This is a genomic window from Ruegeria sp. CJ9 (assembly GCF_056536625.1).
This window is the reverse complement of sequence record NZ_JBQFPY010000004.1, coordinates 14,682-32,534: the sequence shown is the minus strand read 5'-3', so window position 1 is coordinate 32,534 and position 17,853 is coordinate 14,682. Positions and strand designations below refer to the sequence as shown.

Annotated in this window: 21 protein-coding genes; 8 read left to right on the top strand and 13 right to left on the bottom strand. The window is 59.6% G+C overall.

Annotation, left to right across the window (positions count from 1 at the left end):
- Positions 1-52: 52 nt before the first annotated feature.
- Positions 53-439, top strand: coding sequence for a DUF1801 domain-containing protein (locus ACR0AJ_RS09790; RefSeq protein ID WP_480740740.1), 387 nt, complete (start codon positions 53-55; stop codon positions 437-439).
- Here the strand turns inward: ACR0AJ_RS09790 and rnr are convergent.
- The 3 genes from rnr to dapE are packed head-to-tail and all read right to left on the bottom strand — an operon-like array spanning position 430 to position 4,454.
- A complete protein-coding gene (gene rnr, locus ACR0AJ_RS09785; protein WP_170378215.1) occupies positions 430-2,688 on the bottom strand; it encodes a ribonuclease R in 2,259 nt (752 codons plus the stop codon). The two genes, ACR0AJ_RS09790 and rnr, sit on opposite strands and share 10 nt — an antisense overlap.
- Before the next feature lie 47 nt (positions 2,689-2,735).
- Positions 2,736-3,311, bottom strand: coding sequence for a TIGR04282 family arsenosugar biosynthesis glycosyltransferase (locus tag ACR0AJ_RS09780; RefSeq protein ID WP_480740739.1), 576 nt, complete (start codon positions 3,309-3,311; stop codon positions 2,736-2,738).
- Between the two features lie 3 nt (positions 3,312-3,314).
- Entirely contained in the window at positions 3,315-4,454 is a 1,140-nt protein-coding gene (dapE, locus tag ACR0AJ_RS09775) for a succinyl-diaminopimelate desuccinylase (protein ID WP_480740737.1), read from the bottom strand.
- Between the two features lie 209 nt (positions 4,455-4,663).
- On the opposite strand from dapE, the gene ACR0AJ_RS09770 reads away from it, so the two are divergent.
- A complete protein-coding gene (locus ACR0AJ_RS09770) occupies positions 4,664-5,722 on the top strand; it encodes a transporter substrate-binding domain-containing protein (protein WP_170351101.1) in 1,059 nt (352 codons plus the stop codon).
- On the opposite strand, the gene ACR0AJ_RS09765 is transcribed toward ACR0AJ_RS09770, so the two are convergent.
- Positions 5,719-6,063 carry a hypothetical protein gene (locus ACR0AJ_RS09765; protein ID WP_170351102.1) on the bottom strand — a complete coding sequence of 115 codons (345 nt, stop codon included), beginning with the start codon at positions 6,061-6,063 and terminating at the stop codon, positions 5,719-5,721. The genes ACR0AJ_RS09770 and ACR0AJ_RS09765 overlap by 4 nt on opposite strands.
- 351 nt (positions 6,064-6,414) lie before the next feature.
- Here ACR0AJ_RS09765 and ACR0AJ_RS09760 point away from each other — a divergent pair, with 351 nt between their 5' ends.
- On the top strand, positions 6,415-7,035 hold the full coding sequence (locus tag ACR0AJ_RS09760; RefSeq protein WP_480656976.1) for a hypothetical protein: 621 nt from the start codon (positions 6,415-6,417) through the stop codon (positions 7,033-7,035).
- Between the two features lie 132 nt (positions 7,036-7,167).
- Here ACR0AJ_RS09760 and dapD read toward each other — a convergent pair whose 3' ends face one another.
- Together dapD and ACR0AJ_RS09750 are read right to left on the bottom strand one after the other, a co-directional pair.
- Positions 7,168-7,995 carry a 2,3,4,5-tetrahydropyridine-2,6-dicarboxylate N-succinyltransferase gene (gene dapD / locus ACR0AJ_RS09755; protein ID WP_170351104.1) on the bottom strand — a complete coding sequence of 276 codons (828 nt, stop codon included), beginning with the start codon at positions 7,993-7,995 and terminating at the stop codon, positions 7,168-7,170.
- Between the two features lie 108 nt (positions 7,996-8,103).
- Positions 8,104-9,021 (bottom strand): threonine/serine dehydratase, encoded by a 918-nt coding sequence (locus ACR0AJ_RS09750; protein WP_480740735.1) that lies wholly within the window; start codon positions 9,019-9,021, stop codon positions 8,104-8,106.
- A 79-nt stretch (positions 9,022-9,100) separates the two neighbouring features.
- On the opposite strand from ACR0AJ_RS09750, the gene ACR0AJ_RS09745 reads away from it, so the two are divergent.
- Both ACR0AJ_RS09745 and ACR0AJ_RS09740 read left to right on the top strand, forming a co-directional pair.
- Positions 9,101-9,943: an LOG family protein gene (locus tag ACR0AJ_RS09745; protein WP_170351106.1), complete on the top strand. Its 843-nt coding sequence runs from the start codon at positions 9,101-9,103 to the stop codon at positions 9,941-9,943.
- A 3-nt stretch (positions 9,944-9,946) separates the two neighbouring features.
- Positions 9,947-11,044, top strand: coding sequence for a cystathionine gamma-lyase (locus ACR0AJ_RS09740; protein ID WP_170413982.1), 1,098 nt, complete (start codon positions 9,947-9,949; stop codon positions 11,042-11,044).
- Here ACR0AJ_RS09740 and ACR0AJ_RS09735 read toward each other — a convergent pair.
- Positions 11,039-11,428 carry a hypothetical protein gene (locus ACR0AJ_RS09735; protein ID WP_170413985.1) on the bottom strand — a complete coding sequence of 130 codons (390 nt, stop codon included), beginning with the start codon at positions 11,426-11,428 and terminating at the stop codon, positions 11,039-11,041. The genes ACR0AJ_RS09740 and ACR0AJ_RS09735 overlap by 6 nt on opposite strands.
- Before the next feature lie 147 nt (positions 11,429-11,575).
- On the opposite strand from ACR0AJ_RS09735, the gene ACR0AJ_RS09730 reads away from it, so the two are divergent.
- Together ACR0AJ_RS09730 and ACR0AJ_RS09725 are read left to right on the top strand one after the other, a co-directional pair.
- Positions 11,576-12,493, top strand: a complete 918-nt coding sequence (locus ACR0AJ_RS09730; RefSeq protein WP_480740733.1) for a DnaJ C-terminal domain-containing protein — start codon at positions 11,576-11,578, stop codon at positions 12,491-12,493.
- Entirely contained in the window at positions 12,490-12,834 is a 345-nt protein-coding gene (locus ACR0AJ_RS09725; RefSeq protein WP_170351110.1) for a hypothetical protein, read from the top strand. Before ACR0AJ_RS09730 ends, ACR0AJ_RS09725 begins: the two co-directional genes overlap by 4 nt.
- Here the strand turns inward: ACR0AJ_RS09725 and ACR0AJ_RS09720 are convergent, their stop codons facing one another.
- The 5 genes from ACR0AJ_RS09720 to ACR0AJ_RS09700 all read right to left on the bottom strand — a co-directional run bounded on the left by ACR0AJ_RS09720 (position 12,835) and on the right by ACR0AJ_RS09700 (position 16,332).
- Entirely contained in the window at positions 12,835-13,461 is a 627-nt protein-coding gene (locus ACR0AJ_RS09720; RefSeq protein WP_170413991.1) for a cytochrome P460 family protein, read from the bottom strand.
- Positions 13,462-13,695: 234 nt separating this feature from the next.
- Positions 13,696-14,883 (bottom strand): dual-specificity RNA methyltransferase RlmN, encoded by a 1,188-nt coding sequence (gene rlmN / locus ACR0AJ_RS09715; RefSeq protein WP_170351112.1) that lies wholly within the window; start codon positions 14,881-14,883, stop codon positions 13,696-13,698.
- A gap of 79 nt (positions 14,884-14,962) precedes the next feature.
- Positions 14,963-15,340, bottom strand: coding sequence for a lysozyme inhibitor LprI family protein (locus tag ACR0AJ_RS09710; protein WP_170351113.1), 378 nt, complete (start codon positions 15,338-15,340; stop codon positions 14,963-14,965).
- Between the two features lie 123 nt (positions 15,341-15,463).
- Positions 15,464-15,631 carry a hypothetical protein gene (locus ACR0AJ_RS09705; protein WP_170351114.1) on the bottom strand — a complete coding sequence of 56 codons (168 nt, stop codon included), beginning with the start codon at positions 15,629-15,631 and terminating at the stop codon, positions 15,464-15,466.
- 167 nt (positions 15,632-15,798) lie between these two features.
- On the bottom strand, positions 15,799-16,332 hold the full coding sequence (locus tag ACR0AJ_RS09700; RefSeq protein ID WP_170351115.1) for an invasion associated locus B family protein: 534 nt from the start codon (positions 16,330-16,332) through the stop codon (positions 15,799-15,801).
- 178 nt (positions 16,333-16,510) lie between these two features.
- Here ACR0AJ_RS09700 and ACR0AJ_RS09695 point away from each other — a divergent pair, with 178 nt between their 5' ends.
- Positions 16,511-17,509 (top strand): asparaginase, encoded by a 999-nt coding sequence (locus ACR0AJ_RS09695; protein ID WP_480663939.1) that lies wholly within the window; start codon positions 16,511-16,513, stop codon positions 17,507-17,509.
- Positions 17,510-17,514: 5 nt separating this feature from the next.
- Here ACR0AJ_RS09695 and ACR0AJ_RS09690 read toward each other — a convergent pair whose 3' ends face one another.
- On the bottom strand, positions 17,515-17,835 hold the full coding sequence (locus ACR0AJ_RS09690) for a YciI family protein (RefSeq protein WP_170351117.1): 321 nt from the start codon (positions 17,833-17,835) through the stop codon (positions 17,515-17,517).
- Between the last annotated feature and the right edge of the window lie 18 nt (positions 17,836-17,853).

The window sequence follows — 17,853 nt, the reverse complement described above, 5'->3', positions numbered from 1 at the left end:
CACTCAGACCAAAATACCTGACGCGCCCGGCCAAACCGAATAAGCTGCTGAGATGACACCCTTTGACGATCCAAAAGTTGCCACCGCATTTGACGCGCTGCCAATTGATGCTCGTGTCGGGGCGCTTGCCCTGCGTGACCTGATCTTTGACACCGCCGCGTCCTTGCCCGACGCGCAGCCTTTGCAGGAATCGCTGCGCTGGGGTCAGCCCGCCTATCTGGCCCCAAAGGGTTCAACAATCCGGATCGGCACGCATAAGTCCGCGCAGTTTGCACTGTATGTGCATTGCCAAAGCCGGTTGATGGGTGATTTCACCTCGGCCTTTCCCAGCGAGGATCGGCTGGATGGCAACAGGGCCGTGTTGTTTGACGACCCCGCGCAGATCGACCCGACGCGCCATGGCTGGCTGATTGCGCGGGCGCTGACCTATCACCTCTGACGGCGTTTGCGTTCGACCTTGCGTTTGATCTTGTCTTTCTTGCGCTTGTTGCTAACCGCTTTGCGTCGGGTTGGCCGCCCTTTCGCACCGCGTCCCCGTGGCAGGGCCTGATCGTCAATGGACAACAATTCCAGTTCCAAACCGCCGGTCACAGGCGTCGCCGCGGCAAGACGCACGGTGACACGCTGTCCGATGGCGATGATCAGCCCGGTGTCCGATCCCATCAGCGTTCCTGCCTCACGGTCGAAATGGAAGAATTCGCGCCCGAGTGATCGGACGGGCACCAGACCATCCGCACCGGTTTCGTCCATTTTCACAAAGGCCCCGAACCGGGCGATACCACTAATACGGCCACTGAACTCATTGCCTACGCGCTCGCTGAGATAGGCAGCCAGGTAGCGATCTGTCGTATCCCGTTCGGCCATCATCGAACGCCGCTCGGTGTCCGAAATATGGGTGGCGGTTTCTTCCAGCCTGGCGATTTCATCCTCGGTCAGACCGTCGTCACCCCAACCATGCGCCGTGATCAGCGCCCGATGCACGATCAGGTCAGAATAGCGACGAATGGGCGAGGTGAAATGCGCATAGTTCCGCAGCGCCAGCCCGAAATGCCCGAAGTTTTCCGGGTTGTAATACGCCTGCGCCATCGACCGCAATGTGCTGAGGTTGATCAACTCGGCATCCTCGGTCCCGGCGGCGGCGTTCAACAGCGCATTCAGATGCCGGGTTTGCAGAACCTGGCCCTTGGCCAAATTAAGACCGGCGGCCTGCGCCGTTTCCCGCAGACTTTCCAGTTTCTCAGGCGCGGGCTCTTCATGCACGCGGAACAGCAGCGGGCGGCGCTTGGCAATCAGGGTCTCGGCGGCGGCGACATTGGCGAGGATCATGAACTCCTCGATCAGCTTATGGGCGTCCAACCGGTCGCGGAACGCCACGCTGGTCACTTCGCCCGCGTCGCTGAGGACGATCTTGCGTTCCGGCAGGTCCAGCTCCAGCGGCTGCCGTTCGGCACGCGCCTTCTTCAGGGCCGCATAAGCGGCGTAGAGCGGTTTCAGAACAGTTTCCAACAAAGGTCCGGTGCGGTCATTCGGGTTACCGTCAATGGCGTCCTGCACCTCGGCATAGTGCAGCGAAGCGGCCGAACGCATAAGGCCCCGCACAAACCGGTGTTCGATCTTGTTGCCGTCTGCGTCGATCTGCATCCGTACGGCGATACAGGCGCGCGGAACGCCTTCGTGCAGCGAACACAGATCGCCGGACAGGCGATCCGGCAACATCGGCACCACACGATCCGGGAAATAGCTGGAATTACCACGCTTTCGCGCCTCGCGATCCAGTGCGGTTCCCGGCTGCACATAAGCAGCAACATCCGCGATGGCGACCCAGATCACATGGCCGCCGGGGTTTTTCGGGTCCTCATCCGCGTGCGCATAACAGGCGTCGTCATGGTCGCGCGCGTCCGAGGGGTCGATGGTCAGCAGCGGCATGTCCCGCAGGTCTTCGCGCCCTTTCAGGCCGACGGGTTTGGCCTTATCGGCCTCGGCAATCACCTTATCAGGGAAATCGTCGGGGATACCGTGCTGGTGGATCGCGATCAGCGACACCGCCTTGGGTGCCGATGGGTCACCCAGCCGCTCGACGATACGGGCGCGCGGCAGACCCATGCGGTTCTTGGGGCCTGCCTGTTCGGCCTCGACCAGTTCGCCATCCTTGGCGCCCAGTACCGCACCGTCATGCACCAGCCATTCGGTCGAGCCGGTCTTGTCGATGGGGACGATCCGTCCACCTTCGGCGCTTTTGCGGAAGATACCGACGATCCTGCGCGGATTGGTTCCGATACGTCGGATCAAGCGCGCTTCGTAATTGTGGTCTTCTTCATGTACCACCGTCAGGCGAGCCAGAATGCGGTCGCCCTCGCCCAGCGCCGGATCGCTGGCGCGTGCAACGATCAGAACGATGGGTTCAACGCCTTCACCATGCCATTCCAGTGGGCGCGCGAACAGGTCACCATCGGCATTCGGAGCCTTTACTTGCAACACGCTGACCGGCGGCAACCGGTCCGGGTCACGATAGCTGCGCTTGCGCTTTTCCAGATGCCCTTCGGCCTCAAGTTCTTTGAGGATACGCTTCAGATCAATTCGATCTGCACCCTTGATGCCAAAGGCTTTGGCGATATCGCGTTTCGAGGTCAGGGTGGGGTTCGCCGAGATCCAATCGAGGACCTCTTGCTTGGTAGGGATGCGAGTCATAAGTCCGGCGTATCACGGGGATGCGACGGCGTCATGACTAAAAAAGATCAGGGTTTCAGATCGGCAACCGTGTCCACGTCACGAAGATAATCCAGAAAAGCCACCCGCGTTCCGGGGATTGAGGCCAGAGTATCGGCCAGTGCGTGTTCCGTGGACCAGCGGACATCGCGGAACAGGTTCGTGGGCAAAGCCCCATAGCGTTGCGCGCCAACCAGCCAGTAGCCCCCGTCCGGCGCAGGCCCGAACACCATTTGCGCCGAGCCCAGCGCCTTGAACGCCCGCGCAATATGCCCCCGCGTGATGTCGGGAATATCTGCACCAATTAAACAGATCGGACCTTTTGGCATGTCCCGCAACATCCGGCCCATGCGATCGCCCAGATCACCGTTCCCCTGTGGCACTCGCAGCAGATCCACCGGCCAGATACGGCTGTTCAGCCCCTCGCGGTCCGGGGAGACCGCCAGGACAATCTGCCAGCGCGGATCGCGTAACCGCCGGATCAACGACTGGGTCTGATGCCGAAACCACCAGGCCGCACCGACCATGCCGATATCGCGACCCAGACGAGTCTTCACCCGCCCCGGGTGTGGTTCTTTGACCATGATTACCAGAGTCCGCTGCATGGATCAGGCGAAATAATCCCGCAGGATGCGCGTGTAGATCGCCTTGAGCTGGTCGATCTGCGCCACCTCGACGCATTCATCCACCTGATGCATCGTGCGACCGACCAGGCCGAATTCGACCACCGGGCAGTGGTTTTTCACAAACCGCGCGTCCGAAGTACCGCCGGTCGTGGACATCTCGGGGCGCAGGCCCGTTTCCGCCTCGACCGCTTGCGCCACCAGATCCGAGAGCGGGCCGGGCGGGGTCAGAAAACTTTCACCCGAGATTTTGATCTTGATATCGACCTCGACGTCATATGCCTTAGCCACACGTTGCGCATCGGCCCGCAACCAGTCGCTTAGGCTTGCACCCGAGTGCAAATCGTTGAACCGTATATTCACTGCCCCACGGCATTGCGCCGGGATCACATTGGTTGCTGTATTTCCGGTATCGATATTCACAACGGCCAGCGTCGAGGCATCGAAATGATCCGTGCCCTGATCCAACTCACGACTGGCCAGGTCGTGCATCAGCCGCGCCATTGCAGGCAGCGGGTTTTTGGCGCGATGCGGATAGGCCGAATGCCCCTGTACACCGGTCACCGTGAACCACGCCGTCATCGAGCCACGACGCCCGATCTTCATCATCTCACCCATCGTGTTCGGGCAGGTCGGTTCGCCGACCAGACAGACCGACATCCGTTCATCGGCGCGGTCCATGTAATCCAGCAACGCGGTTGTGCCGTCCACGGCATCACCTTCTTCATCCCCGGTGATGGCCAGAATGACTGCACCGTCTGGTGGCGTATCTTGCACGAAATCCACCGCCGCTGCCGCAAAGGCCGCCACGCCGGATTTCATGTCGGTCGTCCCCCGCCCGTACATCACGCCGTCGCGGATTTCCGCCCCAAAGGGCAGCATGGTCCAGGCGGCTTCATCCCCGACCGGAACAACATCGGTATGGCCATTGAACCCAAAGCTGCGCGCATGGCCCTTTTTGCCCCAGCGCGCGAACAGGTTGGCGACACCCCCGCGATCGACCCGCGTGCAATCGAACCCCGCATCCGACAATAACTTTTCCAACAACACCAGCGCGCCACCTTCTTCGGGTGTGACCGATGGGCAACGGATTAGGTCCGCTGTCAATTCTACCGGATCTGTCATGGTGAGACCTCTTTGCTTCATTCGGGCGCTGGTTCGCGCACAGATTCAACGAATTGGGCCGATTGCCAACCCCCGCACGCCCGATTCCACGGGCTTTTTTCTGTTTGTATCGCGCCGATACCCCAATAAAACACGGACCTTGACCCCGCGACTACCTTGCCGCACCCGTCAAAATTGCGTTAGAGCCGCGCCAAACAGGTAAACTGACGATGATACGCGCCCTATTCGCACTGATCTGCCTGACCTTCGCCACGCTTGCACAACAAGCCCAGGCGCAGACACTGGACGTCACCACCGTGACCCGCCCTCCGTTTTCCTATGTCGAAGACGGGGCACAGACCGGTTTTTCCATGGATCTGCTGGCGGCGCTGGCCCAGTCGCTGGATTGGGACTATTCGGTCAACCGGGTCGAGGCGTTCAGCGACATGCTGGGTGCAGTGCAGGACGGTACCGCCGATCTGGCCATCGCCAACATCTCGATCACCGCGGCGCGCGAAACGCAGATGGATTTCAGCCAGCCGATCTTTGAGGCCGGTTTGCAGATCATGGTCCCGTCCGAGGCCGCACGCCGGCCCTCGCTGCTGCATGCGTTGCTGTCGACCGAATTGTTCATCGCCATTGGCCTGGCCTTTGCCATCCTGTTGGGCGGTGGCATGCTGATGTGGGGGTTCGAGCGCCGCTCGCAGCCCTATTTCGACCGCAAATTGAATGAGGCATGGTTCCCGTCCTTCTGGTGGGCGCTGAACCTGGTGGTCAATGGCGGGTTCGAAGAACGCATGCCGCGCACCCCGTTTGGCCGTGTGCTGGGCGTGGTTCTGGTGGTGTCATCCCTGTTCATCGTGTCGGTTTTTACCGCGCGCATCACCTCGGTCATGACGGTGGATGCGATCAGCGGCAACGTGAATTCGGTCAACGATCTGTATGGCAAACAGGTGGGCACGATTTCGAACTCGACCGCCGCCAATTTCCTGAACCGGCGCGAGATCGAGTTTACCGGATATTCCGGTCTGGATGAGATGCTGACCGCCTTCAAGGACAAAGAGCTGGACGCGGTTGTTTTTGACGCGCCGATCCTGTCTTACTATGCCTCGCACGAAGGACGACGGATCGCATCGGTGACCGGCGGCGTGTTCTTGCGAGAGAATTACGGGATCGCCTTCCCGACGGGATCACCCTTGGTCGAGGACGTCAATCAGGCGCTGCTGTCGCTGCGTGAAGACGGCACCTATGACGAGATATACCGCAAGTGGTTCGGGGTTCGGAACTAACCCTGCTCCTCATCGCCGAAAAACGGCGTCATCTGCGCGACTATGACCGCGTTTTCATCCAATGCCCGCTGCATCAGCGCGCGCTCGTCGGCGTCAATGTCATGGCCCTGTGCTTCTCGCTCGGCCAATGTACCATAGCCGGTGACGTCCAGCGGCGCGGTGTCTGCCTGTTTCAGGATCGCCACGGTCTCGCGCACGGCTTCGGCCTCATCCACGCCACTGGCGAAACACATCAGCGCCGCGCCGGTCGCGCCGTCGGGCAGGCCATCGCCATCCTTGCGGCCGATCTGCACAAGCAGGGTATAGACTTGCTGACGCGAGGGTTTCTTTTGCTTTTCCATGGCGCCTGCATTACGGGCGCAACAAGGCATGGTCAACTGATAGAACGATCCGGCAGCAAGACCTGATTCGATTTGTGGGCAACCGAAATACGTTGCATCAAAGCCAACAGGCTTCCGCCTTCATGCAAAATTGACACACGTTACTAGCAAAAATTTCCCCACTGGATTGACAGGAATATTATTGAGAATCCGCATGGTTGAAATCGGTACAATTTCGCCGACAGCCCGGGTTTATTTGCGCGGAAATTAGCTTACGGCAGCGCCACATCTTTAGGTCGATACGAGGTATGGCATGCGAAATTTAGAATACCCAACACTATTGGTCGCAATTTTTTAACAAAGGAAAGTTCAATGAGTACTTTGTCTAAACTCCTAACTACCGTGGCAAGTGTGTCCGTTCTAGCTCTGGCTCCCGCAGCTTTTGTTGTGACAATCGCATCCACCAACTCTGTGCAAGCTGAAGCCAGCGGCGGCGGCGAAGAAGGTGGCGGTTCCGGCGGCGGCGATGAAGGCGACAGCTCCGGTGGCGGCGATGAAGGCGACAGCTCCGGCGGCGGCGAAGAAGGCGACAGCTCCGGCGGCGGCGAAGAAGGCGACAGCTCCGGTGGCGGCGATGAAGGCGACAGCTCCGGTGGCGGCGATGAAGGCGACAGCTCCGGTGGCGGCGATGAAGGCGACAGCTCCGGTGGCGGCGATGAAGGCGACAGCTCCGGTGGCGGCGATGACGGCGACAGTTCCGGTGGTGGCGATGACGGCAGTGAACCCAATGACGGCGGTGAATCCGGCGGTGACGATGGCAGTGAACCCAACGATGGCGATGACGGCAGTGAACCCAATGACGGCGATGACGGCAGTGAACCCAATGACGGCGGTGAATCCGGCGGCGGAGACGACGGTGAATCCAACGGCAGTGGCTACACTAGCGGCGAAGAAAATGGCAGCGCAGTCGAACGTCCAGGCGAAGATCGCTAACTAAGCTTATCTGGTGTTGGTCAGATGACGAGAATATAGCTCGCGGACGCCAACAATCAGATCGCTCGATAACCGAGCTTAAACAAATGAAATGCCCGAACGTGGTTCGGGCATTATCTTTTTTCTTACCTGTTAGTCCCGCAACAATTCATTGATCCCGGTTTTCGAGCGGGTCTTTTCATCCACACGTTTCACGATCACCGCGCAGTACAGGCTGATATTGTTCTTTGATGGCATCGATCCGGCAACAACCACCGAATAGGGCGGCACTTCGCCATATGTGACCTCGCCGGTTTCGCGGTCAACGATCTTGGTCGACCTGCCGATGAACACACCCATGCCCAGAACCGAGCCTTCGCGAACGATGCAGCCTTCGACCACCTCAGAGCGCGCGCCGATAAAGCAATTGTCTTCGATGATGGTGGGGCCTGCCTGCATCGGTTCCAACACACCACCGATGCCGACGCCACCCGACAGGTGTACATTCTTGCCGATCTGTGCGCAGGACCCCACGGTGGCCCAGGTGTCGACCATGGTGCCCTCGTCGACATAAGCGCCTAGGTTCACGAAAGACGGCATCAGCACCACGCCGGGCGCGACATAGGCGGATTTGCGAACCACGCAGTTCGGCACGGCGCGGAACCCGGCGGTGCGCCACTGATCCTCGCCCCAACCCGCGAATTTGCTGTCCACTTTGTCCCACCAGCCGCCGGCCTGCGGACCGCCCGACTGAATCTCCATGTCCTTGATGCGGAAGCCCAGCAGAACCGCCTTTTTGGCCCACTGGTTCACATGCCAGTCGCCGCTGTCCATCTTTTCGGCCACACGCAGCGAACCGCTGTCCAGCGCGTTCAGCGTATCTTCGATCGCTTCGCGTTGTTCGCCAGAGGTGGCGGGGGTGATGGTATCGCGTGCCTCCCAGGCGGCTTCGATAGCGGCTTCCAGTTGCGCGTTGGACATTTGGCGGCTCCCTGCAGAATCTGTTCACGTTGGTGTTGCCTATACGCAAGCAGGGGACAGGCCGCAATGCGACGCAGAATGCGCGCTTTGCGGCTGATTGCTGCAGTTTCAGCCGTTCAATGGGTCCGGCGAGAGGTTCCCACCACAAACCAGCACCGCCACACGCTCATTGGGTTCCGGCTGATAGGCACCAGACAGCAGCGCAGCCAATGCGGTCGCGCCCGCTGGCTCTACCAGAATCCGATGCGAGCGCCAAAGAACCTGCTGGGCTTCGGCGATGGCCTCGTCATTGACCAGAACCGATGCCAGCCCCTGCGCCAGTCCGAAACAGATCGACCCGATCCGCCGCGCGCCCAGCGCATTGGCGGCGATACCCGAAACGGTGACATCCACCGGCTCTCCGGCTTGAAGGGATGCGTTCAACGCGCATGATGTCTCGGGTTCGACCGCCACAACCTTGCGCGCGCCCTGCAACCAGCCCAGTGCGCCTGCAATCAATCCGCCGCCGCCGACGGCAATCAAAACCGTGTCGGCCTGCAGACCCTGCGCCTCCCATTCTGCGAAACAGGTGCCCTGCCCGGCAACGGTTGCGGGCGCGTCATAGGCGTGGATTTGCATCGCACCTGTTGCATCCTCATGCGCTTGCGCCCCGGTCAGCGCGTTAGCGTATTCGCCCGGCACGACGCTCAGATCCGCACCGGTCCGTTCGATCAGCGTGATTTTCGACGGCCCTGCCATTTCCGGCACGAAAATCTTTGCCGGATACCCCAATGCGCGCGCTGCAAAGGCCGCCGCCGCACCATGATTGCCGCCAGACGCTGCAACGATACCCGCCTTGGGCACATCCTGGCTCAGCAATGTATTGAACGCCCCGCGCGCCTTGAAACTGCCGGTATGCTGCAGGTGTTCCAGCTTCATCTCAACCGGGTAACCCAACCCCAAGGCCCGGCTTTCCATCACCGGCGTCACCTGCGCATAACCGTTGATCCTGTCGGCGGCCGCCAATATTTCACTCTTCCAATTCATTCTTGTTCTTCCGTGACTGGCACTCTGCCCGCGAACCCTATAGCTGTTTCAAGAACACGCAAGCAGGGAACCATCACTCATGAGAGAAGACCGCCTCAGCCCTTTCCGCGACGCGCAGACCGACCGCTCGACCGCGAGTGAGGTACCGGACACGCCGCAAACGCGCTCACCCGCGTATCGCCTTGCCTTTGCCGATGACGATTTCCTGTGCCGGGATGAGCTGCGCCCGGTTCGCCTGCAGCTGGAACTGCTGAAACCCGAGATGCTCATGACCGAGCGTGAGATCACCTCGACCATCGTCATGTTCGGCGGTGCGCGCATTCCCGAGCCGTCGCAGAAACACACCGCCCGGACCCAGACGCTGGCCAACCTGTCGGAGTACTATGACGAGGCCCGCGAATTCGCCCGGCTGATGACCGAGAAATCCAATGAAACCGGCTGCCGCGAGAACGTCATCGTCACCGGCGGTGGCCCCGGCGTGATGGAGGCGGGGAATCGCGGCGCGCAGGATGCGGGCGGCTGTTCCATCGGCCTGAACATCGTGTTGCCGCACGAACAAGCGCCGAACGAATACGTGACCCCCGAGCTCAGCTTCAACTTCCACTATTTCGCCATCCGCAAGATGCATTTCCTGATGCGCGCCCGCGCCATCACTATCTTTCCCGGCGGGTTCGGAACCATGGATGAGCTGTTCGAATCCCTGACCCTGATCCAAACCGGTCGGATGGAGCGCGTGCCCTTCCTGTTGTTTGGCCGCGAGTTCTGGGAAAAGGTTATCAACTGGGAGGCGCTTGCGGACGCGGGCACCATCTCGGACGAAGACCTGGATCTGTTCCGGTTTGTCGACACGGCGCAAGAGGCGGTCGAGATCATCGAGAACTGGGAACCCGCCCCGCCCCGCGACGAAATACCGGGGCGCTGAACCATGGCCCCGAAGACCGGAGAGATGCTGCACCTGCGCGGCAATGCCTTGAACGCGGGTGAGCCGGTGACGCTGCCGCTGACTCAAAGCAGTATGTATCATCTGCCGGGCGTGACGGACGGCCTGCCCACATACGGCCGAGTCGACAACCCCACTTGGGAGCATCTGGAACATGTGCTGGCCCATCTTGAAGGTGCGCCCTGCCTGACTTTTCCGTCTGGCATGGGGGCAATTTCAGCCGCATTGTTTGCAACCCTGAAGGCCGGGTCGCACCTGCTGATTCCGTCGGATGGGTACTATGTCACGCGCGTGCTGGCCGATCAGTTCCTGTCCGGGCTGGGTGTAACGGTCACCGAACGCCCGACGACCACCTTTAACGAGGGCGGGTTTGACGGCTTTGATGTGGTTTTTGTCGAAAGCCCCTCGAACCCCGGTCTGGACATGCTGGACCTGCCTGCTATCGCCACTGCGGTTCGTGCAGCGGGCGGGATCACGATTGCTGATAACACGACCCTGACCCCGCTGGGCCAGCGCCCGCTGGATATGGGCATCGACGTGGTTGTGGCCTCGGATACGAAAGCCATGGGTGGGCATTCCGACCTGTTGATGGGCCACGTGGCCAGCCGCAATGCACAGATTATGGAACGGATAGAAGAATGGCGCCGCGTTTCTGGGGCGATCCCCGGCCCGCATGAGGCTTGGCTGTTGCATCGCGGACTGGAAACGCTGGATGTGCGGTTCGACCGTATGTGTTCCTCGGCGCAGGAGCTGGCCGAACGGTTGGCCGTTCACTCGACGGTCCGGCAAATCCGCTATCCCGGTCTGCCTAGCGATCCATCGCATGCGCTGGCCACAGCACAGACGTCGCGGTTTGGGTTCCTGCTGTCGATCACGCTTGAGACCGAGGCCAGGGCCGAGGCCTTTATCAACGCCTGCCCGATGTTGCGTCCCGCAACCTCCTTTGGTGGCGTCCACAGTTCAGCAGAACGCCGCGCGCGCTGGGGCGACGATGTCGACCCCGCCTTCGTCCGCCTGTCTGTCGGCTGTGAACCGGTCGAGGAACTGTGGCAGGCGATTGAAATCAGCCTGAACGCGCTATGATTTCTTCTTGGGCTCACGCAATTCTGTAAACACATAGATCGGCAGCACTATGCTGGCGAGCAGCGCCCCCAGCCAGACCAGAAGCGTGGCCGCCAACAGGTTTGAGATACCTCCAACCGTCAACCCGGCAGTGACAAGATCGGTTATTAGCAAGCCCACAAAGGTAACGATCAGCGCGATGCCGCCTTTCAGCGCGGGTGCTTTTTTCTCGCCCAGCTTCAAGATCAGCGGCTCGGCCACCACCTGCACCAGCGTAAAGACGATCACCACGACGATGAAAGAGATCGGCTTGATCGCAAACCCTGACAGCAGCAGCGTGGCCAGTAGCAACCCGATGGCATTGCCGGCCAGCAGGGCCAAGGCGGATTTGATTCTGCGCGTCATGGGGGTCTCCGTCAGAAAATAATTCGAAACGTGCATATGTTAGCAGACTTTCGGGGTTTTGCGAGCGGTTTCAAAAGCCTCTTCCTTTTGGGTCCTTGAAATCGCATGATAAAACCAACCTGTTCAGCCCGACCCGCGAGAGGTGAGATGAGCGACGATCCCTATTCCGCCCTTGGTGTCGCCAAAGACGCCAGCGCCGCCGAAATCAAAAAGGCTTATCGGCGTATCGCCAAGGAATGCCACCCGGATCTAAAGCCCGGCGATGCCGAGGCCGAAGCCAAGTTTAAGGCGGCAGCCGCCGCTTACGACTTGCTCAAAGACCCCGAAAAGCGGGCGCAATTCGACAATGGTGAGATTGACGCCTCGGGTCAGGAACGCCCGCAGCAGCATTATTATCGCGACTACGCCGAGGCCGCCGGGAACCCTTATCGGGGACAGGCTGCAGACCCCGATGACATGTCGGACATCTTTGCCGAGTTCATGCGGGGCCGTGGCGGATACGGCCAGCGCACCCATGAATTCCACGCGCCGGGGCACAATCGAGGCTACAGCCTGCAAATCAGTTTTCTGGATGCGGTTTTTGGGGCCAGCCAGAAACTGACCCTGCCCGATGGCGACCGGATCGAGGTCAAGATTCCCGCTGGCATCACCGACGGCCAAACCATTCGCCTGCGCGGCAAAGGCGATCCGGGCTTTGGCGACGGACCGCCGGGTGATGCTCTAGTGACCGTCTCGGTTGCCAAACACCCCGTCTTCGATCGTCAGGGCGACGACATACATATCACTCTGCCGATCACGATTGATGAGGCCATTCTGGGCGGCAAGGTCCCTGCACCCACCATCGACGGTGGCGTTAACGTCAGCGTTCCTGCGGGCACCAGCAGCGGCAAGACACTGCGCCTGCGCGGCAAAGGGGTTAAGAAACGCGGCTCAACCGAGCGCGGCGATCAGCTGATCGAACTGACCATCGCGATGCCCGGACAGATCGACGAAGACCTAAAGCAATTCATGGAGACATGGCGCGAGAGCCAAAGCTATGATCCGCGTAAAGGAATGCCGTCATGACCCGCACTCTGACCGAAGAGCAGCTGATCGCAACCGTCACCCGCCTGACCTCGACCCGGTTGACCGAATACTTGGCCGCCGAGATCGTGATCCCCGAACAAACTGATCAGGGCTTGGTCTATCACAGCCTCGACGTCGCCCGTCTGGAACTGGCCTGCGAATTGCATGAGCAATACGAGATGGAACCCGACGCGCTATCGATGATGATTTCGCTGATCGACCAGATGCACGGCCTGCGCGCAGAACTGCGCGAGGTGCTGAACGCGGTTGAGGCGCAGCCCGAACCCGTGCGTCAGACCCTGATCGAGGTGATCGGAGCCGCCCGCCTCAAGCGCAGTTGATCAATTGCCGACGATGTATTCTTCGGGCACGAAAAAGGTGTAGTCCCGGTCAGCGACCGCCTCGTGGCAATCATGGCAATAGGCGACCGAATTTGCGCGCGCACCCATCGTGTCCCCGAACAGCGATCCGTCTGGCATCACCATGATATAACGCCAGTCACCCGTGTCGGGGCTTTCGCCTTGGGCCAGCTTTTCCATTACGAACAAAGCGCCGGGATGGATATTGCCTTCATCCGTGACGGTCACGCTGTCCTTGGCCAAAACCGAGCCTTTGGGCAGCTTTTCCCCCTCGGCCAGCGTTCCGTAGTTATGGGCCATACGATTAGCATAGCTGTTCACATACCGCTGACCATGGGTGGCCGAGATATAGGGCGCATCGTTGAACAATGGCCAGTTCTGATAATTCAGGAGCAAATCCAGCTGTGCAGCGCCATAACCCCGCGCCATGCGCCGCTGCAGGGATTCATAGATGCGCAATGCTTCCTCCTTGGACAAATCCGCTGGATTCTCGATGGCAATATGCGCGTCCTCACCAGTTGATTGCGCAAACCCGTCGGTTGCGGACAACCCCGAAATTGACAGCACTGTCAGTGAGATTGAAAACACACGTTTAAATCGTAAAAACATATGGATGGCCTACCTGTTTCTTAAGGTTCGCCTGAACGCCGCCTATCATGTTTGAAATAAGATAGCGGCCCTGAACAAACGCGCCACGGCCAGACCACGGCTTTCACCGCTTTGTGCGCAAGAGTGACATGCGCCGATCCAGCCCCGACGCTTAAAACATACCAAATTTCGAATGCAAAGAACAGCAAGGCGAGAATTTATTTATTGTCGACCACTTGGCGACAATAACACGCCTCAGCTTTTCACCCCGGCTTCGGCCTCGATCTGTTTGCGCGATTTTCGGGCGCGTTCCGTGGCCGATTTCAATTGACCACAAGCCGCCATGATATCCTCGCCCCGCGTCTTACGGATGGGTGAGGCGTAACCCGCCTGGTAAATGATATTCGCAAAGGCCCGGATGCGATTGTTCGAGCTGCGCTTGTACGGCGCGCCCGGCCATTCATTGAACGGGATCAGGTTGATCTTGGCCGGGATGTTATGACGCTTGATATGGTCGATCAGGCGATGCGCATCCTCGTCTCTGTCGTTCACGCCATCCAGCATCACATATTCAAAGGTGATCCGTTCGGAATTCGATGCGTTCGGGTAACTGGCCAGCGCACCCAGCAGTTCCTCGATATTCCAGCGCTTGTTGATCGGCACCAACACGTCACGGGTTTCATCCGTGGTGGCATGGAACGAGATCGCCAGCAGACAACCGATTTCCTCAGCCGTGCGCGCGATTTCAGGCACAACACCCGAGGTCGACAGGGTGATGCGGCGGCGCGACAGGGAAATCCCCTCGGGATCCATGGCGATCTTCATCGCGTCGCGGACGTTTTCGAAATTATACAGCGGCTCACCCATGCCCATCAGAACGATGTTCGACAGCAGACGGGTTTCGTCCTTGGGCGCGCCGGGAACCGGCCATTCCTCAAGATCGTCGCGCGCCATCATGACCTGACCGACAATCTCGGCCGCGGTCAGGTTGCGCACCAGTTTCTGCGTGCCGGTGTGGCAGAAAGAACAGGTCAGCGTGCAACCCACCTGAGACGAGATGCACAGCGTGCCGCGATCTTCTTCGGGGATGTACACGACCTCAACCTCGTGCCCGCCCGCGATACGGCACAGGTATTTGCGGGTGCCGTCCTCGGACACCTGACGCGTAACAACCTCAGGGATTTCGATCACGAAGTTTTTGGCCAGTTGTGCGCGATAGGCCTTGGCCAGATTGGTCATCTCGGCAAAGTCGCGCACACCCCATTGATAAATCCATTGCCAGATCTGACCGGTGCGCATCTTGGCCTGCTTTTCCGGCGTGCCATGTTCGATCAAAACCTCACGCAGCTGGGCGCGGGTCAGGCCGACAAGGTTAGTCTTCCCCTCGGGCAATTTGCGGGGGATGGTCATGACATCTTGAGTGATCGGCGCTTTGGGCGACATGTGGTTATCTCAACGGATTCTGGCTTGGGATGCGCCTCTATATAGGATCGCTAGCAAAGATCAAAAGGAATCGTATCAATCAATTCGCAAAGCGCAGCAACTCGTCCACACGCGCGCGTCCCAGATCGACCCGGCACGCGGTGATGGCGATGCCAGTACCGGACCCTCCGCCATAGGAAGCGCCCACCGCTTCGCACTGCGCATCGCGGTAGCTTGCCCAGGCTGATTGCGAAGCTTCCAAGGCGGGCTGCGCCACCACCCGCTCGGTGATCTCGTCCAACTCTTTGGCCGATTGCATGGCAAATCCGTAGCTCTCCTCCAGCGCCAGACTGACCCGATCTTCCATCTCGCCAACACACGCCCCAATTTCCACCTGAGAACTTGCGTCTGAACATTCCAACGTTGGGTCTGCCAGTGCCGCAGAGGAAAACAACAATGTGATCAATACATACCGCATAACTCGCTCCTGCCAGAGGTTCCCACTGCCGACGGTAGCACGCGAACTACTGCGCCCCAAATACAGATTGGCCGCACCGTCAACGCCGATGCGGCCGAAATCAATGCTATCAGGTAAGCCGCTTCAGATGCCCGCTGGCAGGATATCGCAATCTGCTGCATCCAAAGTTTTTACCGGATCCTCTGGCCCACATTGCTCACCGGATACGGGGTAGGTTTCAGAATCTTTTTCACACGCGCTCAACAACACGGCGACTGCCATCATCAGCGCAACAATAGGCTTATTCAGCATTCGTAAGCTCCTTCTATTCAGCTGAACTAATTAGTTCAAAAATGTCGGAGGCTCGCTTTGATACGGATCAAACTTGCAGACAGACGTGGCGTAAAGCCGACACTTGGCGCTTCAAAAAAAAGAAAACCCCGCCAAATGACGGGGTCTCGCGTGTCTTCAGATACGTATCAGTTTGTGCAGCGTTTCTCGGCGTCTTCGATCGCTGCCGTGAAACCCAGCAACGAGAATGTGTCCTTGGTCTGCGTCCCACGCTCGGACCGGGCGGTCAGAACAGCCTCAGTGCCCCGCTTCATCGCTGCAACCACCTTGAGGTCTTCGCCTTCGGTTGCAGGCCAGGCCCATTCGCCTTCGGTGATCAGTTCAAACTCGGTCCCGTCGATTTCAAGATTGACGGTTGAGCCTGCCGCGAACGGATAGCCGCCGGTAAAGGTCACTTGCCCCTTCACCTCGGCGTTGGGACGATAGAACACGAACAGCAGGATATCGCTGCGGCGGACCGAGACCACCCGGCCACCGCGTGTGTTGACGGTTTCCTTGGGTGCAGACACGCTCCAGCATTCGGTGGGATCGTCTTCGACGAACACGCTCCAATCGGTTTTGGCTGCCACACGGTTGGTGCTTGACGCCTGCTGAGCGGTTGCCGTAGTGGCCATCCCTGCCATGCACAGGCCCGCGATTACACGGACGAGTTTCAATCCCATCTGTCCAGCCTCCTAGCTCGACCTATTACCTCATACCCATCGGAAAAGCCTGCGCACCCTGCCGGTTCGTCTGTAAGTTGCGTATTCCGATGATTGTCGACATACACACACTAACGCAGGTTTCGCCACAGGCGAAAGGGCGATTGGCAGAATTTTGCGCATATTACGGAGAGGCCTGATGACGCAGCCGGTACCAATGACAGAACTATGGCGCGGCCCCTTGTTGGAAAGCCTGCATCTGGGCCATGCAGTGATCTGTGATGACAGTGGCCAGATCGTACAAAGCTGGGGTGATCCAAGTGCGATTATCTACCCACGATCTTCGGCCAAGATGATCCAAGGTCTGCCGCTGATCACCTCAGGCGCCGCGGCGAAATATGGGCTGAACAGCGAGCATCTGGCACTGGCTTGCGCCTCACACAGCGGCGCGCATATCCACACTGACCGCGTGACCGCCTGGTTGGACCATCTGAACCTGTCCGAACATGATCTGCGCTGCGGCCCGCAAGAGCCGCAGGATATGGCCGCGCGCGACGGATTGATTCTGGCCGACGACACGCCTTGCCAGATTCACAATAACTGTTCGGGCAAGCATTGCGGGTTCCTGACCGTGGCCCAGCATATGGGAGCCGGGCCGGAGTATCTGGAAATCGACCACCCAGTTCAGCAGGCCTGTTTGTCAGCCATCGAAGAAACAACCGGTGAGGCCAGCCCCGCCTATGGGATAGACGGATGTTCAGCGCCGAACTTTGCCACCTCGCTGGTGGGGTTGGCGCGATCGATGGCGTGGTTTGCCTCGGCCACCGACCGGTCGGACCGGGCCAGCGACGCGGCGCAGCAACTGACCGCCGCGATGATCAAGCATCCCGAACTGGTTGCCGGCGAAAGCCGCGCCTGTACCGAACTGATGCGCGCGATGGAGGGCCGCGCCGCGATCAAGACCGGGGCCGAAGCTGTTTTCATCGCCATCATTCCGGAAAAACGCATGGGCGTGGCACTGAAGATCACAGACGGCACCACGCGTGCCGCTGAATGTGCCATCGCATCCATTCTTGTCCATCTGGGTGTGCTGGAGGCCGAAAACCCGGCCACCCGCAAATTCATGAACGCCATTCAGTACAGCCGCCGCGGGCTGGAATGCGGCATCATCAAACCTGCGCCGGGTTTCCCCGGCTAAGGCGATCACATCTCGATCGGATGAATCTCGGCCACTTCGACCGAGCCTGATCCGTTGACGACCATGGGGCAGCCCTTGGCCATCTCGTTGGCGGCGTCGATGCTGTCGGCCCTGATGACCGTGAACCCCGAGGCCGGGTTGGCACCGCCATTGTCGACGACACCGCTGTTGCTGACGGTATAGGACTGGCCCACCGGGTTGCCGGGGATGTCCAGCGCATCGCCCATATTCTGGAACCATGCGCCCCAGGCGGCCATGGTCGCTTCGATTTCGGCGGGGTCGGTTGGGGTGTGACCACCGTGATAGACAAACAAGAACTGAGGCATTTCTCTTCCTCCCTAATG